Source organism: Thermococcus barophilus MP, assembly GCF_000151105.2.
In the GTDB taxonomy this organism is placed as follows: domain Archaea; phylum Methanobacteriota_B; class Thermococci; order Thermococcales; family Thermococcaceae; genus Thermococcus_B; species Thermococcus_B barophilus.
Genome location: NC_014804.1, coordinates 121,882 through 140,772 on the forward strand (window position 1 = coordinate 121,882; position 18,891 = coordinate 140,772).

General features: G+C 40.5%; 27 protein-coding genes. 24 read left to right on the plus strand and 3 right to left on the minus strand.

What is annotated here, in order from left to right; all coding sequences use genetic code 11:
* Positions 1–232 precede the first annotated feature (232 nt).
* The 5 genes from TERMP_RS00750 (at position 233) to TERMP_RS00770 (ending at position 3,945) form a co-directional block, all read left to right on the plus strand.
* On the plus strand, positions 233–817 hold the full coding sequence (locus tag TERMP_RS00750; RefSeq protein WP_013466427.1) for a 50S ribosomal protein L15e: 585 nt from the start codon (positions 233–235) through the stop codon (positions 815–817).
* 317 nt (positions 818–1,134) lie between these two features.
* Positions 1,135–1,848: a hypothetical protein gene (locus TERMP_RS00755; RefSeq protein WP_013466428.1), complete on the plus strand. Its 714-nt coding sequence runs from the start codon at positions 1,135–1,137 to the stop codon at positions 1,846–1,848.
* A gap of 15 nt (positions 1,849–1,863) precedes the next feature.
* Complete coding sequence (locus TERMP_RS00760; RefSeq protein ID WP_013466429.1) at positions 1,864–2,631, plus strand: hypothetical protein; 768 nt, start codon at positions 1,864–1,866, stop codon at positions 2,629–2,631.
* A gap of 226 nt (positions 2,632–2,857) precedes the next feature.
* Positions 2,858–3,313, plus strand: a complete 456-nt coding sequence (locus TERMP_RS00765) for an RNA-binding protein (protein ID WP_013466430.1) — start codon at positions 2,858–2,860, stop codon at positions 3,311–3,313.
* Complete coding sequence (locus TERMP_RS00770; RefSeq protein ID WP_013466431.1) at positions 3,310–3,945, plus strand: Ribonuclease P protein component 3; 636 nt, start codon at positions 3,310–3,312, stop codon at positions 3,943–3,945. The genes TERMP_RS00765 and TERMP_RS00770 overlap by 4 nt, the downstream gene beginning before the upstream one ends.
* On the opposite strand, the gene TERMP_RS00775 is transcribed toward TERMP_RS00770, so the two are convergent.
* Entirely contained in the window at positions 3,942–5,282 is a 1,341-nt protein-coding gene (locus TERMP_RS00775) for a TrpB-like pyridoxal phosphate-dependent enzyme (RefSeq protein WP_013466432.1), read from the minus strand. The genes TERMP_RS00770 and TERMP_RS00775 overlap by 4 nt on opposite strands.
* Positions 5,283–5,700: 418 nt before the next feature.
* On the opposite strand from TERMP_RS00775, the gene TERMP_RS00780 reads away from it, so the two are divergent.
* The 18 genes from TERMP_RS00780 to TERMP_RS00865 all read left to right on the plus strand — a co-directional run bounded on the left by TERMP_RS00780 (position 5,701) and on the right by TERMP_RS00865 (position 16,088).
* On the plus strand, positions 5,701–6,060 hold the full coding sequence (locus tag TERMP_RS00780) for a ribonuclease P protein component 2 (protein ID WP_013466434.1): 360 nt from the start codon (positions 5,701–5,703) through the stop codon (positions 6,058–6,060).
* Between the two features lie 147 nt (positions 6,061–6,207).
* Positions 6,208–6,990 carry an archaeal proteasome endopeptidase complex subunit alpha gene (psmA, locus tag TERMP_RS00785; RefSeq protein WP_013466435.1) on the plus strand — a complete coding sequence of 261 codons (783 nt, stop codon included), beginning with the start codon at positions 6,208–6,210 and terminating at the stop codon, positions 6,988–6,990.
* 10 nt (positions 6,991–7,000) lie between these two features.
* Complete coding sequence (locus TERMP_RS00790) at positions 7,001–7,711, plus strand: ribosome assembly factor SBDS (RefSeq protein ID WP_013466436.1); 711 nt, start codon at positions 7,001–7,003, stop codon at positions 7,709–7,711.
* Positions 7,708–8,475, plus strand: a complete 768-nt coding sequence (rrp4, locus tag TERMP_RS00795) for an exosome complex RNA-binding protein Rrp4 (RefSeq protein WP_013466437.1) — start codon at positions 7,708–7,710, stop codon at positions 8,473–8,475. The genes TERMP_RS00790 and rrp4 overlap by 4 nt, the downstream gene beginning before the upstream one ends.
* Positions 8,459–9,202 carry an exosome complex exonuclease Rrp41 gene (rrp41, locus tag TERMP_RS00800; protein WP_048159700.1) on the plus strand — a complete coding sequence of 248 codons (744 nt, stop codon included), beginning with the start codon at positions 8,459–8,461 and terminating at the stop codon, positions 9,200–9,202. The genes rrp4 and rrp41 overlap by 17 nt, the downstream gene beginning before the upstream one ends.
* Before the next feature lies 1 nt (position 9,203).
* The gene (gene rrp42 / locus TERMP_RS00805) at positions 9,204–10,016 is read left to right on the plus strand and encodes an exosome complex protein Rrp42 (protein ID WP_013466439.1); all 813 of its coding nucleotides are present in this window, start codon (positions 9,204–9,206) and stop codon (positions 10,014–10,016) included.
* Between the two features lie 141 nt (positions 10,017–10,157).
* Positions 10,158–10,418: a 50S ribosomal protein L37ae gene (locus tag TERMP_RS00810; RefSeq protein WP_145973154.1), complete on the plus strand. Its 261-nt coding sequence runs from the start codon at positions 10,158–10,160 to the stop codon at positions 10,416–10,418.
* Positions 10,419–10,448: 30 nt separating this feature from the next.
* On the plus strand, positions 10,449–10,598 hold the full coding sequence (locus TERMP_RS00815; RefSeq protein ID WP_013466441.1) for a DNA-directed RNA polymerase subunit P: 150 nt from the start codon (positions 10,449–10,451) through the stop codon (positions 10,596–10,598).
* 67 nt (positions 10,599–10,665) lie between these two features.
* Entirely contained in the window at positions 10,666–11,304 is a 639-nt protein-coding gene (locus TERMP_RS00820) for a ribosomal biogenesis protein (protein ID WP_013466442.1), read from the plus strand.
* On the plus strand, positions 11,301–11,543 hold the full coding sequence (pcc1, locus tag TERMP_RS00825) for a KEOPS complex subunit Pcc1 (protein ID WP_013466443.1): 243 nt from the start codon (positions 11,301–11,303) through the stop codon (positions 11,541–11,543). Before TERMP_RS00820 ends, pcc1 begins: the two co-directional genes overlap by 4 nt.
* 64 nt (positions 11,544–11,607) lie before the next feature.
* Positions 11,608–11,958 (plus strand): prefoldin subunit beta, encoded by a 351-nt coding sequence (locus tag TERMP_RS00830; protein WP_013466444.1) that lies wholly within the window; start codon positions 11,608–11,610, stop codon positions 11,956–11,958.
* 44 nt (positions 11,959–12,002) lie between these two features.
* Positions 12,003–12,323, plus strand: coding sequence for a DUF3194 domain-containing protein (locus TERMP_RS00835; protein ID WP_013466445.1), 321 nt, complete (start codon positions 12,003–12,005; stop codon positions 12,321–12,323).
* The gene (locus tag TERMP_RS00840; RefSeq protein ID WP_013466446.1) at positions 12,298–12,621 is read left to right on the plus strand and encodes a nucleotidyltransferase domain-containing protein; all 324 of its coding nucleotides are present in this window, start codon (positions 12,298–12,300) and stop codon (positions 12,619–12,621) included. The genes TERMP_RS00835 and TERMP_RS00840 overlap by 26 nt, the downstream gene beginning before the upstream one ends.
* The gene (locus TERMP_RS00845; protein WP_013466447.1) at positions 12,614–13,021 is read left to right on the plus strand and encodes a HEPN domain-containing protein; all 408 of its coding nucleotides are present in this window, start codon (positions 12,614–12,616) and stop codon (positions 13,019–13,021) included. Before TERMP_RS00840 ends, TERMP_RS00845 begins: the two co-directional genes overlap by 8 nt.
* Complete coding sequence (locus tag TERMP_RS00850) at positions 12,999–13,976, plus strand: DHH family phosphoesterase (protein ID WP_013466448.1); 978 nt, start codon at positions 12,999–13,001, stop codon at positions 13,974–13,976. Before TERMP_RS00845 ends, TERMP_RS00850 begins: the two co-directional genes overlap by 23 nt.
* On the plus strand, positions 13,977–14,303 hold the full coding sequence (locus TERMP_RS00855) for a hypothetical protein (protein ID WP_013466449.1): 327 nt from the start codon (positions 13,977–13,979) through the stop codon (positions 14,301–14,303).
* A gap of 5 nt (positions 14,304–14,308) precedes the next feature.
* Positions 14,309–15,379, plus strand: a complete 1,071-nt coding sequence (locus TERMP_RS00860) for a hypothetical protein (protein ID WP_013466450.1) — start codon at positions 14,309–14,311, stop codon at positions 15,377–15,379.
* Positions 15,363–16,088, plus strand: coding sequence for a tRNA-binding protein (locus TERMP_RS00865; RefSeq protein WP_013466451.1), 726 nt, complete (start codon positions 15,363–15,365; stop codon positions 16,086–16,088). The genes TERMP_RS00860 and TERMP_RS00865 overlap by 17 nt, the downstream gene beginning before the upstream one ends.
* Here TERMP_RS00865 and TERMP_RS00870 read toward each other — a convergent pair.
* Complete coding sequence (locus TERMP_RS00870) at positions 16,085–16,921, minus strand: aldo/keto reductase (protein ID WP_013466452.1); 837 nt, start codon at positions 16,919–16,921, stop codon at positions 16,085–16,087. The genes TERMP_RS00865 and TERMP_RS00870 overlap by 4 nt on opposite strands.
* Positions 16,922–17,085: 164 nt before the next feature.
* On the opposite strand from TERMP_RS00870, the gene TERMP_RS00875 reads away from it, so the two are divergent.
* Complete coding sequence (locus TERMP_RS00875; RefSeq protein WP_013466453.1) at positions 17,086–18,228, plus strand: RNA ligase; 1,143 nt, start codon at positions 17,086–17,088, stop codon at positions 18,226–18,228.
* Positions 18,229–18,256: 28 nt separating this feature from the next.
* Here TERMP_RS00875 and TERMP_RS00880 read toward each other — a convergent pair whose 3' ends face one another.
* A complete protein-coding gene (locus TERMP_RS00880; protein ID WP_013466454.1) occupies positions 18,257–18,850 on the minus strand; it encodes an RNA ligase partner protein in 594 nt (197 codons plus the stop codon).
* Positions 18,851–18,891: the final 41 nt, after the last annotated feature.

Below are 18,891 nucleotides of genomic sequence, written 5' to 3' on the forward strand. Positions count from 1 at the left end.
GAAATACTCAGCCTTGATAGTTGAGAACGCACTCCCCCCTCATTGGCATCGCCATAGATTTTGAATTGGAGTATTTAAAAGTTGTGGTTGTTTGAGTATCTTTGGAATTTTGATAGGAAAAATCGCAACTTTTAAAAACTCAGACTCTAAACTCACCTCGACCAGGCGGGGGAAACCCGCGGGATGTTCCGCTCTGCGGAGAACCACAAACAGCGAAAGCGAGGTGGAAGGAATGGGAATGTACAAATACATTAGGGAAGCTTGGAAGAGCCCAAAGAAAAGCTATGTTGGACAGCTTTTGAAGGTTAGAATGATTAAGTGGAGAAGGGAGCCAAGCGTTGTTAGGATTGAGAGACCAACAAGGCTTGACAGAGCAAGGAGCTTAGGCTATCAGGCAAAGCAGGGTTATGTGATCGTTAGGGTTAGAGTTAGGAGAGGAGGAAGAAAGAGGCCCAGGTGGAGGGGCGGTAGAAAGCCAAGCAAGATGGGTATGGTAAAGTACTCACCAAAGAAGTCTTTGCAATGGATTGCCGAGGAAAAGGCAGCAAGAAAGTTCCCCAACCTTGAGGTGCTCAACTCCTACTGGGTTGGCGAGGATGGAATGTACAAGTGGTTTGAGGTTATAATGGTCGATCCGCACCACCCAGTCATTAAGTCTGATCCTAAGATAGCTTGGATTGCAATGAAGGTTCACAAGGGCAGAGTCTTTAGAGGCCTCACAAGTGCGGGTAAGAAGTCAAGAGGACTTAGAAACAAGGGCAAGGGTGCTGAGAAAGTCAGACCAAGCATTAGAGCAAATAAGGGTAAGGGCAAGTGAAGCTTTTAGCTTTTTCTTGTTCTCTTTTCTGTTAGATTTTATGCACTGTTCTAATCTCTAATTTATGAATCAATGTTTTGAATAGCTTTGGTATGTGTATTATTTGTGATTTTAGGTGGTTAAACTAAACCTGAATAGCAGGGTAAAATTTCATTAATGCTAATATGAGTGTTAAAAAGTCAGAAAATTTAAATAGTCATAATAAGAACTATGGGTTGAAGTGATGTCATGGCAACATATGGATTGTGGTATTTTAAAGCATAAGATGGAAATTACTACAGTGCTAATATAAACAATGTTGATGAAGTGAGGAATTAATGTCCAGAGTGGTAGATCCCAAAAAATTACTGACTTTGTTTTTTGTTCTACTCTTATTTATAACTTCCCTATCTATCTCCTTAGCTCAGGATGTGGAAATTTTTAACGTCTATTCCTTTGGAGATAAAGCAGCTTTTATCGTTGTGAATACAACTACCTTTGAATCGTATGCTTTAATTTACAACGGAAGTTTTGTTGAAATATATCCTCTCAACTTCAGTCTTAGATACACACCCGTGCATTGGAACGGCAAATACTGGCTCCTCCAAAAGGGAAGGAGAGGAACTGTTGAGCTTTATATTTACAACGGCACCTTTAAACACATTAAAACCTTTAAGAACGGCAGTCTCTGTGTGGATAATGACCTAAAGATTAAGTGGAATAGCAAAGAGTACTTTCTAACCTTTATAGGAGCGAGTCCTTACGACAATCCCAACACTGGAGAGTGTATTCTCAAATTTAAGCACTTTCTCCTAAAAGATGGGAATCTAATTCCCATAAATGTCTCAGGATCACCTTACTGGATTCCACCCCTTAACGTTTGGCTCGTGGGGACTTCTTTTGTGGATGAGGATGGGAATATAACTCACCTTAACATTGTTAATGCAAGTCTGTACAGCGAGGGAGTTGCATATAACGATACTCATGTGTGGCTTATCATAGCATGGAACTCTGATACATACACAAATGTCGTGATATACAGGCTAAATTGATTTGCTCTCGTTAAAGTGTACTCCGCAAAACTCGAGGGTTATGCTTATCCTCCAGATTTCTGGAGGGGTAACCCAATTCTAATTCAAAGAACTACCACATCAAAAGGCTCCAATATGTCTGTTTTATTGTTCAATGGAAGCGCACTTTTGAAAATACACACCTGGGATGAATGCAGTATGCTCTATCCTGTTCCAGTTGGAGGAAGAATTTTTACTCTTTGTTTATCAAAAAGCAAGGCAAAATATACCTCTAATATATTAGAGCTCTTTGAAGTCAAAAACAAAAATAAGAAAGCTGAGCTTCTCAACATCTTCAGAACGAAGGGATATATCTATGTGTATGATGTTGATGATTTTAAAGGTTTTCCTGCCTTCAAATTATGGAAACACTCGAGCTTAATAATTTACACCAACGAGTCTATTTTTCTTTTCAACTCTACTCATGTCCTAAATCTGCTGACAAACGAGAGAATAGAGCTTTCCGAGGGTTTGAAGAATATGGAATACTATGTAGCCTATTGTTGCAATGGATGGATTCTTTTTACTAAAAGTGGAGCTTACAGCCTTAAGAATGATAAATTTGAAAACCTAACTCCAAAGCTCATAACTTTTCTTGAAAATGTCTCACTTGATTATTCTAAAGAATCTGTAAAATTGCCATCAACACTAGAAAATATAAAAAATGGTAGCATTTTCTTTCCCATAAACAAGATCTTCACAGTGATAATCATTGGAATTACTACAGTACTTATTATAATGATATTGCGGAGAAATCGCCGATGACCTTTTTAGAGGTTTTTGGTAGTTAAAAGCTTTTAAACCTTAACTCCACCCAATCTTTAAGTTAGTGGCAAAACTTTAAGCTTGCTGTGCTGTTAGTGCAAAATTATGCCTACCTTGCCTATGTTTCGATTTAGGGAGTGTTTTACAGCCGTTTTTTAGAAATGCTTAAATTTCATGAGCGACATATTTTAAAGTGAGAGAGTGAAAAGTGTTTGAGGTGAGAGCTATGGCAAAGCTTCAAGCTCATAGTGTAAAAATTAGAACGTTCATTCATGCAACTGAAGACCCTGAGAAAGTGCTGGAGGCTTTGGAAACTCTATTTCCGGAGGATTTGTCACCTCAAGATGTAGACTTCGAGATAATTGAAACAGAGGGTTACTTTGGAAACCCGATCCTCGTCATGGATGCAGAAATTAGGAAAAGCAAAAATGTAAGAAGATTCCTTGAAAACCTCAAAGCGCTGCTCAGTGAGGAGGACAAAGCCTACCTCATGGAGCATGCTGAAGAGAAAGTTGACGAGACTGGAACCCTTTACATTCGCTTTGATAAGCAGAGAGCATACTTAGGGGAGGTTAAAGTAACTGAGGGAGAAGATGTAATACATGTGAGAATTAAGGTCAAAGCTTTTCCAATGAAGAAGGAAAGCGTTGTAAAATCAGTTAAGGAGTGGCTGAGCGAATGAAGTTCATTGAGATGGATATCAGGGACGAGAAAGCTTACGAATTAGCTGAGGAATGGTATGATGAGGTTGTCTTTACAAAAAAGCTCCCATTAAACGGCAGTCCAGACTATGAAAAACTGAAAGAAGAAATCAGAGAGCTCAAGAAAAAATACGGCAAAGTTGCTCTTCTCGTGATTACAAATAAACCCTCACTAATTAGAGAACTTAAAAACCGTAATCTTAGGGCTTTAATTTATGTCCAGGGGGGCAATATGAAAGTTAACCGCTTTGCTCTTGAGATTGGTGTTGATGCCCTCATAAGTCCGGAATTTGGGAGAAAAGATAACGGATTTGATCATGTTCTTGCGAAAATTGCCGCTAAGAATGATGTTGCAATTGGCTTTTCTATATCCCAGCTTTTGAAGGCAAATCCATATGGGAGGGCTAATATTTTGAAGTTTATGATGAAGAACTGGCAGCTCGTTGAGAAGTACAAAGTGCCAAGATTCATTACATCCTCGGCAGAGAGTAAATGGGAAGTTAGGGCTCCAAGGGATTTAATGAGCCTTGGAGTTGCTATAGGGATGGAGATTTCTCAAGCAAAGGCTTCAGTTGGTTTTTATCCCGAAAAAATTGTAAAAAGAGCATATTAAGAGCCTTCTAAAATTGGAAACTCCTTGGGTTCGTAGTCATTAAGTCTTCCTTCAAGGAAGTCCTCGTATCCTTTAAGGTCAAGCAATCCATGTCCGCTTAGATTGAATAGGATAACTTTCTTCTCTCCATTTTCTTTTGCTTTTAATGCTAAGTCAATTACGCCTTTCACCGCATGGGCACTTTCTGGTGCTGGAACGATACCTTCGGTTCTTGCAAATAGAACTGCCGCCTCAAATATCTCCGTTTGATGATACGCCTTAGGCTTTACTATACCGTGGTTTATTAGAATGCTCAGTGTTGGAGCTAAGCCGTGATATCTCAGCCCTCCAGCATGAATTGGGGGAACATAATAGGTGTGTCCCAAGGTGTGCATCTTTATCTTCGGCGTTAGCCTTCCGCTGTCTCCATAGTCGTAAGTGTAAACTCCTCTTGTCATTGAGGGTGCTGCTCTCGGCTCTATCGCATAGAACTCATATCCTGCTTTGCCTTTCAAAACATCTCTAACGAACGGATAAGCTAAGCCAGCAAAGTTGCTTCCACCTCCAACACAGCCGACTATTGTTGTTGGCTCTTCATCAAGCAGCTCCATTTGAAGCCTTGCTTCCTCTCCAATAATTGTCTGATGCATTAAAACGTGATTTAAAACACTACCAAGTGAGTAGCGGGCATTTTCGTCATTCAAAACATCTTCTATAGCTTCACTTATTGCTATCCCCAATCCCCCTGGATGATTGGGGTCTTGAGCTAAAAACTTCCTTCCAATGCTTGTTCTGTCGCTTGGTGATGGATAAATCTCTGCTCCATAGGTTTGCATTAGTATTTTTCTGTAAGGCTTCTGCTGATAGCTTGCCCTTGCCATGTACACCCTAATTTTCAGCCCAAACAGAGCTCCCGCTAAAGATAGAGCTGTTCCCCACTGACCTGCACCAGTTTCAGTGACTAACCTCTCAATACCTTGATTTTTAGCATAATAAGCTTGGGCTAAGGCAGTGTTTATTTTGTGACTTCCTGTTATCGTTGCTCCTTCATACTTGAAGTAAATCCTTGCTGGTGTTTTGAGAGCTTTTTCCAAGTGTGTTGCCCTGAAAAGCGGGGTTGGTCTTCCAATCTTAATATACACCTCTAAAATTTCCTCCGGTATTTCAATGAACCTTTTACTGCTCATTTCCTGCTTAACTAACTCTTCAGCAAAAATTCTCTTCAGCTTCTCTGGATTTATTGGCTTATCTGTTTCTTGGTCTAATGGCGGAGCCAGCGGCTCTGGCAAATCGGGCAAAATGTTGTACCACTTCTTTGGCATTTCTTCTGGCTTCAAAACGGCTTTAACCTTTTCCATTTAAACCACCTCCGTAGTTTTTGTTCAAAAAAGTCCCAAAGGTGAGGGAATAAGAGTTGGGGGAATTAATTCCTTTAATTGTGCAGGGATGGACAGAACAGACTAACCCTGAATTATTAGATCCAAATAAGGACTCTCCAAAAATCCTCCCCCCAGATCACACTAAAGAACGAGCCAAAAACAATCCCGCCCTTCAGCTATAAGGCTAACCGAGAAACCTAAGAAACCTTCATTTTTAGCTCCAAAAACAATCACTCCTGATTACCATGGTACATCAACGCATAAAGATGCCCTTGCGTCTTAAATGCTTTTTGCTCATAGATTCAGCAGAATGCCAAAAATCACTTGGTTTTGATAGCAATTTTTGATATTATGCCAAAGGATAAAGCTTTAATACAGTTTTCCCAAGTTTTTAAACATGAAAGAGAGACCAAAAACTTTACCCCCAACGCTTCGCGATAAACACCGCTACATTGCTTTTCAGGTAATTGGGGAGAGGAACTTCAAAAAAGATGAAATCAAAAAAGCGATTTGGGATGCCGCCCTAAGAGTCCTTGGAGAATTAGGAACTTCAAGGGCAAAACCTTGGTTCATTAAGTTTAACGAAAGAACTCAAACCGGAATCCTCAGATGTGATAGAAAGCATGTGGAAGAAGTTCGTTTTGCTTTGGCTATGCTAACTGAAATTAATGGGTCAAAAGCTATAATAAGGACACTTGGGGTTTCTGGGACGATAAAGCGTTTGAGACTGAAGTTTTTGAAGGAATTTGGATGGTAAAACAACAAAGGGGAGAATCCTTTCCTTTTGTCCTTATAGAAAAGCTTAATTATCAACTCCAATAACTTATCAATCGGAGAGTATATAAAGCAAGGAACGCAAGTTTAACTTAATCAAAAATTACGATAACTCATGAGGTGATGTAAAATGGCGTTTGTACCACCACAAGCCGGGTATGATAGGGCTATAACTGTTTTCAGCCCTGATGGAAGGCTTTTCCAAGTACAATACGCAAGAGAAGCCGTTAAAAGAGGTGCAACAGCTGTAGGAGTAAAATGCAAAGAAGGTGTGGTTTTAGCTGTGGAAAAAAGGGTAACAAGCAGGTTAATTGAGCCAGAAAGTTATGAAAAGATTTTCCAGATTGACGACCACATAGCGGCTGCATCAAGTGGTATAATAGCGGATGCAAGGGTTTTGGTTGATAGAGCACGTTTAGAGGCTCAGATTTATCGCCTAACATATGGTGAACCAGTTCCCCTCACCGTTTTGGTAAAGAAGATTTGTGACCTCAAGCAGATGCACACCCAATATGGTGGTGTTAGACCATTTGGTGCTGCTCTTTTAATGGCAGGCGTTAATGAAAAGCCTGAACTCTTTGAAACAGATCCAAGCGGAGCATACTTTGAGTGGAAGGCAGTAGCAATTGGCAGTGGAAGGAACACAGCTATGGCAATCTTTGAAGAGAAATACAGGGATGATATGACCCTTGAGGATGCGATAAAATTGGCAGTGCTGGCTTTGGCAAAAACAATGGAAGAACCTTCCCCAGAGAACATAGAGGTTGCAGTGATCACAGTTAAGGAAAAGAAGTTCAAGAAGATAAGCAAAGAGAAAGTCGCAAAGTGCCTCGAGGAGGCAATAAAAGAGGCGGAAGAAGAGGAAGTTGCTGAGAAAGAAGAAGACTACACCGAATTAGACAGCAACTACTGAGGTGGTGGCTATGCCAATAAGTGTTGATAAGGCAGTGATTGCAAGGTTAAAGACACATGGGGAAACATTTGAAATTCTGGTTGACCCTTATCTTGCCAGAGATTTCAAAGAGGGTAAAGATGTACCAATAGAGGAAATTCTTGCCACTCCTTATGTTTTTAAAGATGCACACAAAGGGGATAAAGCAAGCGAGCATGAGATGGAAAAAATCTTTGGAACAAGTGACCCATACGAAGTCGCAAAGATAATTCTCAAGAAGGGAGAAGTCCAGCTTACAGCCCAGCAGAGAAGGGAGATGCTCGAAGAAAAGAAAAAGCAAATAGCTACAATAATTCACAAGCATGCAGTTGACCCAAGGACTGGTTATCCTCATCCTGTTGATAGAATCCTGAGGGCTATGGAGGAGGCAGGAGTCAGGGTTGACGTATTTAAGGATGCCGAAGCCCAAGTTCCAGACGTCATAAAGGCTATTCGAAGGTTCTTGCCGCTTAAGATTGAGGTCAAGGTGATAGCTGTAAAGATACCTTCTGATTATGTAGGAAAAGCTTATGGAGAAGTTAGAAAATTTGGAACAATTAAAAGAGAAGAATGGGCAAGCGACGGCTCATGGATGTTTCTTATTGAGATTCCAGGTGGAGTTGAAGAGGAATTTTATGAAAAACTTAACGCCCTTACAAAGGGCAATGTTGTGACTAAACTTATAGAGAGGAAGGGACTATGAGAAGGGTTTTTGTACAAAATAGAGAATTGGTGGTTCCAGGAACGCTGTTGGCACAGGGGCCGTTCAAGAACGGCAGAGGCACTTTCAAGGAAGGAAACAGAATTTACTCAACGGTTGTTGGTCTTGTGGACATAAGGAATGACTTCATAAGGGTCATTCCGCTTGAAGGACCATACATCCCAGAAGTCGGAGACAATGTCATTGGGAAGATAGTGGATGTAAAATTCTCAAGCTGGACTGTAGACATTGGAGCACCTTATCAGGCGACACTGAGAATACAGGATGCTGTTGAAGAAAAAATTGATCTCCTAAAAACAGATTTAAGGAAAATATTTGATATTGGAGACATAATTTATGCGAAAGTGAAAGCCTTCAATGAAGTGAATCAGATTGATTTAACAACAAAGGGAATGCCTTTTAACGGCGGTCCATTGAAAGGTGGGCAGATTGTAAAGATAACCCCCTCTAAAGTGCCCCGTTTGATTGGTAAAGGCGGTTCTATGATAAATCTAATCAAAAAAATGACCCAGACAAGAATTATAGTCGGGCAAAACGGATGGGTATGGGTCAGTGGGAGAAAAGAGGAGCTTGAGAGAGTAGCAATTGAGGCAATACTTAAGGTTGATAGAGAAAGTCACACACAAGGACTGACTGATAGAGTAAAAGAGCTGCTTTTGACAAGATTAAAGGAGCTTAAAGAGCAGGGAATTATTGGGGAAATACCTCAAATAGAAGAGGGTGAAGGAAATGATGGGAAAGCCTGAAGATATAAAGCTTATTGATGAGAATGGAAGAAGAATTGATGGCAGAAAAAAGTATGAGCTCAGACCAATTAAAATGGAAGTTGGTGTTTTGAAGAATGCTGATGGTTCTGCTTATATAGAATGGGGGAAGAACAAAATTCTCGCCGCGGTTTATGGGCCAAGAGAAATTCATCCAAAGCACTTACAGAGACCAGATAGAGCAATATTAAGAGTTAGATACAACATGGCTCCCTTTAGTGTTGAAGAAAGAAAAAAGCCCGGACCAGACAGGAGGAGTGTTGAAATAAGCAAAGTCATCAGAGGGGCATTGGAGCCGGCAATCATACTGGAGCTTTTCCCAAGAACTGCAATTGATGTTTTCATTGAGGTTCTCCAGGCAGATGCAGGAACGAGAGTTGCTGGAATTACTGCCGCTTCTTTGGCACTGGCAGATGCGGGAATTCCTATGAAAGACTTAGTTTCCGCATGTGCTGCTGGAAAGATCGAGGGACAGATTGTCCTTGACTTGAACAAGGAGGAGGACAACTACGGAGAGGCTGATGTCCCAGTTGCAATAATGCCGATAAAGAACGATATAACCCTTCTGCAGATGGACGGTTACTTGACAAGAGAGGAGTTCCTTGAGGCTGTGAGGCTTGCAATAAAAGGTGCAAAGGCAGTCTATCAAAAACAGAGAGAGGCATTGAAAGAAAAATACATCAAGATAGCCCAGGAGGTAGGTGAGTAAAATGGAAGTTATGGCTTCAATTATGAAAGATCACATCGTTGAGCTCTTAAAAGAGAAAAAAAGAATTGATGGAAGGAGTCTGGAAGATTTAAGACCTCTTGAAGTGAAGGTAAATGTCATCGAAAAAGCGGAAGGTTCAGCATGGGTCAAGCTCGGCAATACTCAGGTTCTTGTTGGAATAAAGCTTGATTTGGGTGAGCCATTCCCAGACCTGCCGGATAAAGGTGTTATGACAACGAACGTTGAGCTCGTTCCGTTGGCTTCCCCGACATTTGAGCCTGGTCCTCCAGATGAGAGAGCAATTGAGCTGGCAAGAGTTGTTGACAGAGGAATAAGGGAAAGCCAAGCAATTGACTTGGAGAAGCTTGTCATTATCCCCGGAAAGCTCGTTAGGGTTGTTTTCATTGACGTCCATGTCCTTGACCACGATGGGAACCTTGTAGATGCCACTGGAATTGGGGCAATAGCAGCTCTCTTGAGCACAAAGATGCCAAAAATTGAGTACAACGAGGAGACTGGCGAAGTTATGATGCTTGATGAGTATGAGCCATTGCCCGTAACTAAGATTCCAATTCCAGTGAGCTTTGCTAAGATTGGGGGAACAATAGTCGTTGACCCAAATCTTGAAGAGGAGCATGTAATGGATGGAAAATTAACAATAACAACAGATGAGAATGGTTACATATCAGCAGTGCAGAAGAGTGAGGGTGGAAGCTTTAAGCTTGAAGAAGTCATGTATGCAGTTGATGTTGCATTCAAGAAAGCTCAGGAGATTAGAGAGAAGATCCTTGAGGCTGTAGGAAAGAAGGAGTAGTATTTTTGTCTTCTTTTCCTTTTCAGACGAAAAATGCAAGAAAGATTTATAAACTAAATTTTTGTTCTCTATTTGGGTTTTAGGAAAAGCCTTTTAAATAAAACTCTGCTATACCCTTCAGCTTAAAGATCATTAGAGGTGATGCTCATGGCAACTAAAAAGGTTGGTTCAGCTGGAAGATTTGGCCCAAGGTACGGTCTCAAGATCAGAAGAAGGGTAGCTGCTGTAGAAGCAAAGATGAAGCAGAAGCACACATGCCCAGTCTGTGGAAGGAAGGCTGTAAGGAGAATAAGCACCGGAATTTGGCAGTGTCAGAAGTGCGGTGCAACCTTTGCCGGTGGTGCTTATCTGCCAGTAACACCAGCTGGAAAAGTCGCTAAAAGGATAGTTTCAAGGGCTTGAGCCCTGATAAATCTTTTTTTGGTGGGAAAAATGGTTGAAGTTGTTTATAGATGTGCAAAATGTGGAAAAGAGGTTAAGCTTGATTTAGCGATTACAAGGGAAGTCCGCTGTACATACTGCGGAAGCAAGATACTCTACAAACCGAGACCTAAAGTCGCAAGAAGAGTAAAAGCGATCTGAACTCTTTTGAAAGTTTCGATTTTTCAAAAAGCTTTTAATTGCTTTGCATTACTTATGAGTGATAGCGATGATGCTGATAACCACCTCCCACAGACCTACAAGAAGAACGAGGAGTTTTGGACATGATCTGGAGAGGGTGTTCCCCAACTCCACGTATTTAACAAGAGGAAAGAAGACAATCCAAGACCTGCTTATGGAGGCTTACGACAGGGGTTATGAGAGACTTTTGATAATAAATGTCTGGAAAGGAAATCCGCTTAAAATGACTTTCATCAAAGTTTCTCCTGACGATTGGGGATATCTCGGCTATCTCTACCTTCATGGAATTAAACTCCAGAGAGAGATTGGTTTTAGGAATATAAGGCCGATTCGTGAGGAGATGCCGTTTATTGTCACAACTGCAAAGAGGGTTGGTCTCGATCATATAGCCTTTGCCCAAGCTTTTGCTGAACTTACAAACGGAAAATTCATCCCAAGAGGGGATAAGAGCTTAACCTATATAGCGGACAAATACAATACTGATGTCCTTGGTGTTATTGAAAGACATCCGAGAGGGATGGCAATCAATTTCTACCGCTTAGATATAACAAAAGAAAGACCAGTTGGACCTTTAATCAGTGTAAAAATTTGGATCATGGAAGATGGAAGGAGATGGGACTATAAAGAGGCACTGGGCATTAAAGTCAAAAGGAGAGAGGGTGAATGAATAAGATAAGGGGAACCATAGAGATTGAGTTCCCAAGTGAGGAGATTGCGAAAATTGTTTACGAGAGCGTCCTTTTTGAGCATTTAAGTGTCCCCTATCGGAGAAGTGAAATTGAGTTTAAGAGGGAAGGGAATAGAATTATTTTGCACTTCACGGCTCAAGATAACTCAGCTCTAAGGGGAACTCTCAATTCCTATCTAAGATGGATTAAAGTTGCTATGGATGTTGCAGAGCTTTAGCAAAACCTTCTTAAATGTTCTCACTGATTTTTGGTTGGATTAACGATTATGGAGGTGTGTTGAAATGCAGAACATTCCACCGCAAGTTCAGGCTTTATTGGGGCAGCTTGAGAGCTATCAACAGCAATTACAACTTGTTATCCAGCAGAAACAGAAAGTTCAGGTTGATTTGAATGACGCTAAGAAAGCTCTTGAGGAGATTGAAAAGGTTGAGGAGAATACTCCGATCTACAAGACTGTTGGGACCCTAATAGTGAAAACCAGCAAGAATAAAGCCGTTGAAGAACTTAAAGAGAAAATCGAGACCCTTGAAGTTAGACTGAATGCCCTTAACAGACAGGAGCAGAAGCTCAATGAAAAAATCAAGGAGCTGACTCAAAAAATACAGTCAATGCTCAGACCAACAGCCGGCTGATTCTCTGCCTAATTTTAATCTTTAATCCTTGTATGGTGATTGGAATGACAAAAAGAGTTATTCACATCGGACTACCAGAGCTCAGTGAAGATGAGCTCATTGCTTTAGGGGAGTTAGCTCAAGAGACTGCAATTGAATATATATTTGAGCACCTAACAAGAAGTGAAGTGAAGGACATAGAGGTTACAGCCAGAATAAACAAGGAAGAGACGCTTGATTTGGAGCTTGAGATATACCTTGAGGTACCAATATTTGTGAAGGTTGATGTTGATAAGCTGGTTGAGGAGGCTTTAGAATTAGCCTATGAAAAAGTTGAGGAAAGGTTGAGGGAGATAGCTCATGAAGGATTACAAAAAAATAGCTGAGGAATTTGGGAGAGAGGTTTCAAAGCTTCTGGGAGATCAGTTGGTGAAGGTTATTCTCTTTGGGTCTGTAGCAAGAGGGAAGGAGAGGGAGAACTCAGATATTGATGTTCTAATTATAGTAAGGGATAATTCATGGAAAATCCAGCAAGATGTAAGCGGGATTGTTCTCAAGTATCTTATTAAATATGGTGTTTATATATCTGTCAAGGTCGTAACCGAAGAGGAATTTGAAATAATGAGGGATATGCACTCCTCATTTTATCATGAGGTTTTCAGGGAGGGTATAAGGATTGCATGAGTTTGAGGAATACCTTCAAAAGGCTCATGAGAAGCTAAAAGCTACAGAAATTTTATTGAGCAATGGTTTCTATGAGGATGCCATAAGTAGAGCATACTATGCAATGTTTTATGCAGCTCGAGCACTTTTATCTACTAAAAACATTTATCCAAAAACACATAGGGGTATAGTTCAGAAATTTGGGCTTGAATTTGTAAGCAAAGGGTTAATAGAGGGGTTTTATGCAAAGGCACTTATCGCAGTTCAGGAGAGAAGGGAAAGAGCTGATTATGACATATACTACATTCCAACTTTTGAGGAAGCAAAAGAAATCTTCGAAACTGCTCAACGTTTTGTGAAGAGAGTTGAACAAGCAATTTCGGAAATGGTGAAAAACAATGAGAGGCAAAATAAAACTTAAGCGATTTTTGGGGGAGGCAAAAGAAAAGGAATATTCTTTTCTGCTCTTATGTCACCACAATGCTGATCCAGATTCATTGGGTAGTGCAATTGCTTTTTCTCGATATCTCAACAGTATGGGTTTAAATAATCGAATTGGTGTTGCCCAAAGTGTCTCTTCTTATGCGAAGCGTTTGTTATCCTTTGCAAAAGTAGAAAAAGACCCTGAAGTTAAAGAAGATGTAGTTATCATATTCGATACTTCATCAATTGAACAGCTTGAACCAGTTGAAATTCCAAAAGATAAGTTTGTAATTGTAATTGACCATCACATCGAGAAAGAAAATCCAATAAAAGCTCACATAAGAATTGTTGATTCTTCAAGAACATCCACAGCTGAAATAGTGTGGGAGCTTTTAAAGTACTTCAACTTTTATGATGAAATTGCAGCAAAAGCAATACTTGCGGGAATAGCAACAGACACGGCTAATTTCAGATACGCAAATGCAAAGACATTTAAAACCGTAAGCGAAATTCTTGAGAGATTTCCAATCCAGATGGGGGAAATCTACAACTTAACAGCCCCGGTAAGTGATGAGAACATTGACCAAGCGAAGAGGATGGCTATTTTAAAGGCATGCCAGAGGATGGAAATTAAAAAATTCAGGAAATACATAATAGTGACATCCAAAGTCTCTGCTTATGAATCTTTAGCGTGTAAAGTCTTTCTCCAGCTTGGAGCGGACGTTGCAATAGTGGGGAGTGAAAAGAAGGGTGTTAGGATTTCTGCAAGAGCAAAGGAGCATTTAGTAAAGAGAGGACTTCACTTAGGCAAAATAATGGAAAAAGTTGGTCCAATCATTGAAGGTTCAGGAGGAGGTCATGCCGGAGCTGCTGGGGCAAATGGTAAGAGAAATCTTGATGAAGCCATTAAGTTTTTAGTGAAAGAGATTGAAAAATTCTTGAGGGGGATTTAAATGGCACGATGCCCAATATGTGGTGAGGCATTAAAATGGGAAGAGCTAATTGAGCAGATGCTCACGCTTGAGAACTTTAGTGAGTTGCTGACTGATAAGGGAGCATTTATTTCTGCATTTGAGGAATTTATTTTTATGTGTCCACATTGCAAAGAGGAATTTTATGGTAGGCACCTTGAAATGAAAGAAGCAGAAAAGGTCTTTGAGTTGTTGAATGATTTTAAAGGTGGGATAGATTACGAAAACAAAAAAGTTAAGCTGAAGCTAACCAACTTGCTTGCCCTTGATATGATGCTTGAGGAGTGGGATAAGAGGGTTAAGCGGTGAACTCGATGAGGGAAATTGAAAAGCTCATTAAGGAAAGGAAAATAAAGGATGCCATAGAAGTTGCCCTCAAGATGGAGAACACAATTTTAAAGCTTGAAGTTCTGGCGTATATTCTGCGGTCTGTTGATAATAGAGATCATCAGGAGTTCATTTTTTCTCAGATGTTTGAGGTTGCTGAATCTTTAGATCGCCCTCAGGACAAAGCTGTTGCTCATGCAATACTGGCATATTCCGCATATGTTATGGGAAAAGAGAAAGTTGATGAGCATCTTTTTCAGAAGGCTGTTGATGTTGCAAAATCTTTGCCCCATCCATCTTGGAAAGCAGATGCCCTGGCTGACATTGCATATTATATGGCAAAAGCTGATTTGTTTGAAGAGAGCTTTAAAACTTTCCTTTTAGCTTACAATACAATAAAAAGCTCAAAAGAGCCTTATTCAATTACAGTCTCTGTTCTTTCAAATATTGCAAAGCGATTAGTTAGGGCTGGGGATAGCATTCCAAACAGCCTCTCAATTCAATTTTACAGCCTTGCAAAAGAGATTTATCAGTCCATTCGCTTCATGACGCAGGCAAAACTGGTCAATGAAAAGATAGAATTTGTCCAAAATGTTCTCAAGCGGAAGAACTTGGCCATTGCTGAATTTCTTGGAAAAGGTGACATTGAAAAAGCAATTACCTCAATAAGGTACCTTGATCCAAAAGAACGAGTGCTGGGACTCTTAGAGATCTCTTATTGGCTGATTCTTCATGATAAACCGGAGCTTGCAAGAAAAATCTTGACTGATGCTTTCAACATGATGCTGACAGGCAAGTTCAAGCCCAATGACATGGAGTTGGTGAGAGTTGCCCAAAAGTTCATGAAAATAGGACTTCTTGAAGATGCGTTGATATTGGCAGGGATAATTGAAGATAGAGTCAAAGCCTCAGAAGTTCTGGGTGATATAGCCTTAACATATGCTCGCTTTGGAAAAAAGGAGAAAGCTCTTTCAATAGCTGAGGGCATTCAAAACGAAACTGTTAAGAGTAGAGTTCTAAAAGCTCTGAAAGGTGAGGGGAATGTGGGACACGAGTAAGGATTACCGCTTACTCACCGCAGAAAAAGCGGTTGAGCTATTCTTAAAGACAATTGAACATGCCAAATTTAAAGGCAGATGGGACAAGAAAAAGGCGATAAAGTTGGCCAAGGAGATGATTCCCGAGTTGCAGGCAATGAGATACTCATATCTTGATCCCAAGGAACTCATTGATACTCCACAAATGGAGGCTCTTAAAGAGAAAGCCCAAGGGATAATTGAGGCATTAGGTGGAGAGGAGTGGCATCACAAGTTCTTAAGCTTGGCCGACAAGAGTGAAAAAGAGAAAGTAGAGGAAGCAGTTGCTAAAGTTAGATTTTTCCTCAACACAATACTTAATTTGGACAAGAGATTGGCTTTAGGAAAAATCAATGACCCAGTAATTGCCGTGGATATAAAAGTTGGTGAGGTCATGAGCGTAGGAAAGCATCCAAATGCTGATAGACTTTTGGTTTGTAATGTGAACATTGGGGATAGAGCGATAACAGTTGTCACAAATGATTTAACAGTCAAAGAAGGGAACAGAGTAGCTGTTGCTTTGTTACCGCCAGCAAACTTCAGAGGAATTGTCAGCGAAGGAATGTTCCTCGGCGCTGGAGATGGAGTGCTGAAAGATGTGAAAGGAGAAATTGGAGGATTACCTAAGGGGATTCCGCTCGATGCCTTGAAGGAGACGAGGAACTTAGTGGAGGCATTCTTAAAAAGCTAAACACATTCTCTCGCTCTCTTTAAATCCTCTTCACTTAAACGCCAGCCCATAGCACCGAAGTTCTCCTTTAAATGTTCCTTATTGATTGCCTTGGGGATTGCAATTACATTTTCGTGCCAAATTAAATAGTTCAGTGCAACTTGAGCAGCCGTTTTGCTGTATTTTTCCCCTATTTTGGCTAAGCATGGATTTCGAGCCAACTGTCCCTTTTCCAGCGGTGTGTATGCTATCAGAGCTATATTCTCCTTTTTCATATATTCAAGAAGGCCTGTTCTTTCAACTCGTCTATCCATGAGGGAATACTTCACTTGGTTTGCTACAATTTCATGTTTCCTCATAACCTCTTGACTTCTCTTCAAGAGCTCCAAATCAAAGTTGCTGACACCAATGTAGCGTATAATCCCTTCATCAACCAAATCCTCCAGTGCCCATAATGTCTCTTTGATCCTCTCAAAATCATCAATTGGCCAGTGGAGCAAATAAAGATCAATATATGTTCCAAGCCTCTTTGCACTGTTCCGAGCAGCTTTCTTTGCTTTTTCATAACCAAAATTGGTGGGCCAAACTTTGCTGATGATGAAAATGCTATCCCTTTCATATTCCTTAATGGCATTTCCGACTATTTCTTCGCTATGTCCAGCACCATAGAATTCGGCAGTGTCAATTAGGTTAATTCCTAAATCCAGGCCGTAGCGTAAAGCTTCAACACTCTCTTTGTCTCTTGAATAATCTGCTCTTTCTCTTCCACCTATTCCCCATGTGCCCATCCCCACCGCTGTAACCTTGTCATCCCCGATTTTCTTTAAGTCGTTAAACGGAATTACCCTCTTCACGTCATTCACCCGAAATTAATTTTGTGTTAACATTTATTAATTCAATGATGGAGGTCTCATTGATGATGAATACGGGGCCACCTGAGTGATGATGAAATTTCCCCAATGCTGATATTCCAAAAATCTATATACTCTCACATCCCTAATTTTATTGTGGGATGGAAATGGTAAGCTTGCACTTCAAACATATTCTCCTCAAGCTTGGGCTTGACAAAGAGAGGATAGAGATCTTGGAAATGAAAGGTGGCATAGTTGAGGATGAATTTGAGGGTTTACGCTATCTTAGGTTTAAAGACTCAGCGAAAGGCCTAAGAAGAGGAACTGTTGTTTTTAATGAATCCGACATTATTCTTGGGTTTCCTCACATAAAGAGAGTTGTCCATCTAAGAAATGGTGTAAAGCGAATTTTCAAAAGCAAGCCCTTCTATGTGGAGGAGAAAGTCGATGGGTATAACGTTAGAGTTGCTAAGGTTGGAGAGAAAATTTTAGCTCTAACAAGAGGCGGTTTTGTTTGTCCGTTTACCACTGAAAGAATTGGGGACTTCATAAACGAGCAGTTCTTCAAAGATCATCCTAATTTAATTCTCTGCGGTGAGATGGCAGGTCCAGAGAGCCCATATTTAGTAGAAGGCCCGCCATATGTTGAGGAGGACATTCAGTTTTTCCTCTTCGATATTCAAGAAAAAAGAACTGGAAGGAGCATACCAGTTGAGGAAAGGATAAAGCTGGCTGAAGAATACGGTATTCAGAGCGTTGAAATCTTTGGTCTTTATAGCTATGAAAAAATTGATGAGCTTTATGAGCTGATTGAGAGGCTCAGCAAAGAGGGGCGAGAAGGAGTAGTCATGAAAAGTCCGGATATGAAGAAAATCGTGAAGTATGTAACGCCCTATGCAAATGTTAACGACATAAAGATTGGCTCAAGGATTTTCTTTGATTTGCCTCATGGCTACTTCATGCAGCGCATAAAGAGGTTGGCATTTTATATTGCAGAGAAGCGCATAAGGAGAGAAGACTTTGATGAGTATGCAAAAGCCCTTGGAAAAGCTTTGCTCCAGCCCTTTGTGGAGTCAATATGGGACGTTGCAGCTGGTGAGATGATTGCTGAGATTTTCACGGTTAGGGTAAAGAAGATTGAAACCGCTTATAAGATGGTATCCCATTTCGAAAGGATGGGGCTTAACATCCATATTGATGATATTGAGGAACTTGGCAACGGCTATTGGAAGATTACATTCAAGAGGGTTTATGACGATGCAACTAAGGAAATCAGAGAGCTTTGGAACGGGCATGCTTTTGTGGACTAATGCTGAGGGAGAAGAGAAATTTCAATTTTTAACTCTTTCCAACTTTCTCCACAAGCTCATCCAGCACTTCTTTGAACTTGGCAGCGTCTACCCATTTAATTCCCATTTTCTCGGCCCATGTTAGAATACCAACATCGGCTGAAACTATTATTGCATCGAGCTCTTTAGCCAATAAAATCAGCTCAAAATCCTCCTTGCTGTCCACTATTCCCTCTCTTAGAGCTTTTCTGTAGTTTCTACGAAGCTTTTGGATTATCTTGTCAACATTATCGGTATCGAGGACGCTCTCCCTAACAGCTTTCTCCGCAACTCTTAACCCTTTATCAATTCTCCGTCTAATGTCTTCAATCAGCTCATAGACTACAAAAGCCGGAATTTTGATGTCATGAACGTTTGGAGGCTTCTTTATTATGTAAAGCTCAACATCAGGAGAAACCTCGCTCTCATCAACGAAGTGCATAATCTCCCTATAAATTCCGGGAGACATATAAAATTCCACCTTACCAAACAGATTTTCAGCGTATTCTAAAAATTTTTTCATAGCTTCAGTTGGTGTTTTGCCAAATTTTGCCCTGACATCTGGATTGACAAAAATGCTGGTATCAAGGACAAAGCGAATCATTGCAACCACAAGTTTATTTAGTTCTTTTGGTTTAAAACGCT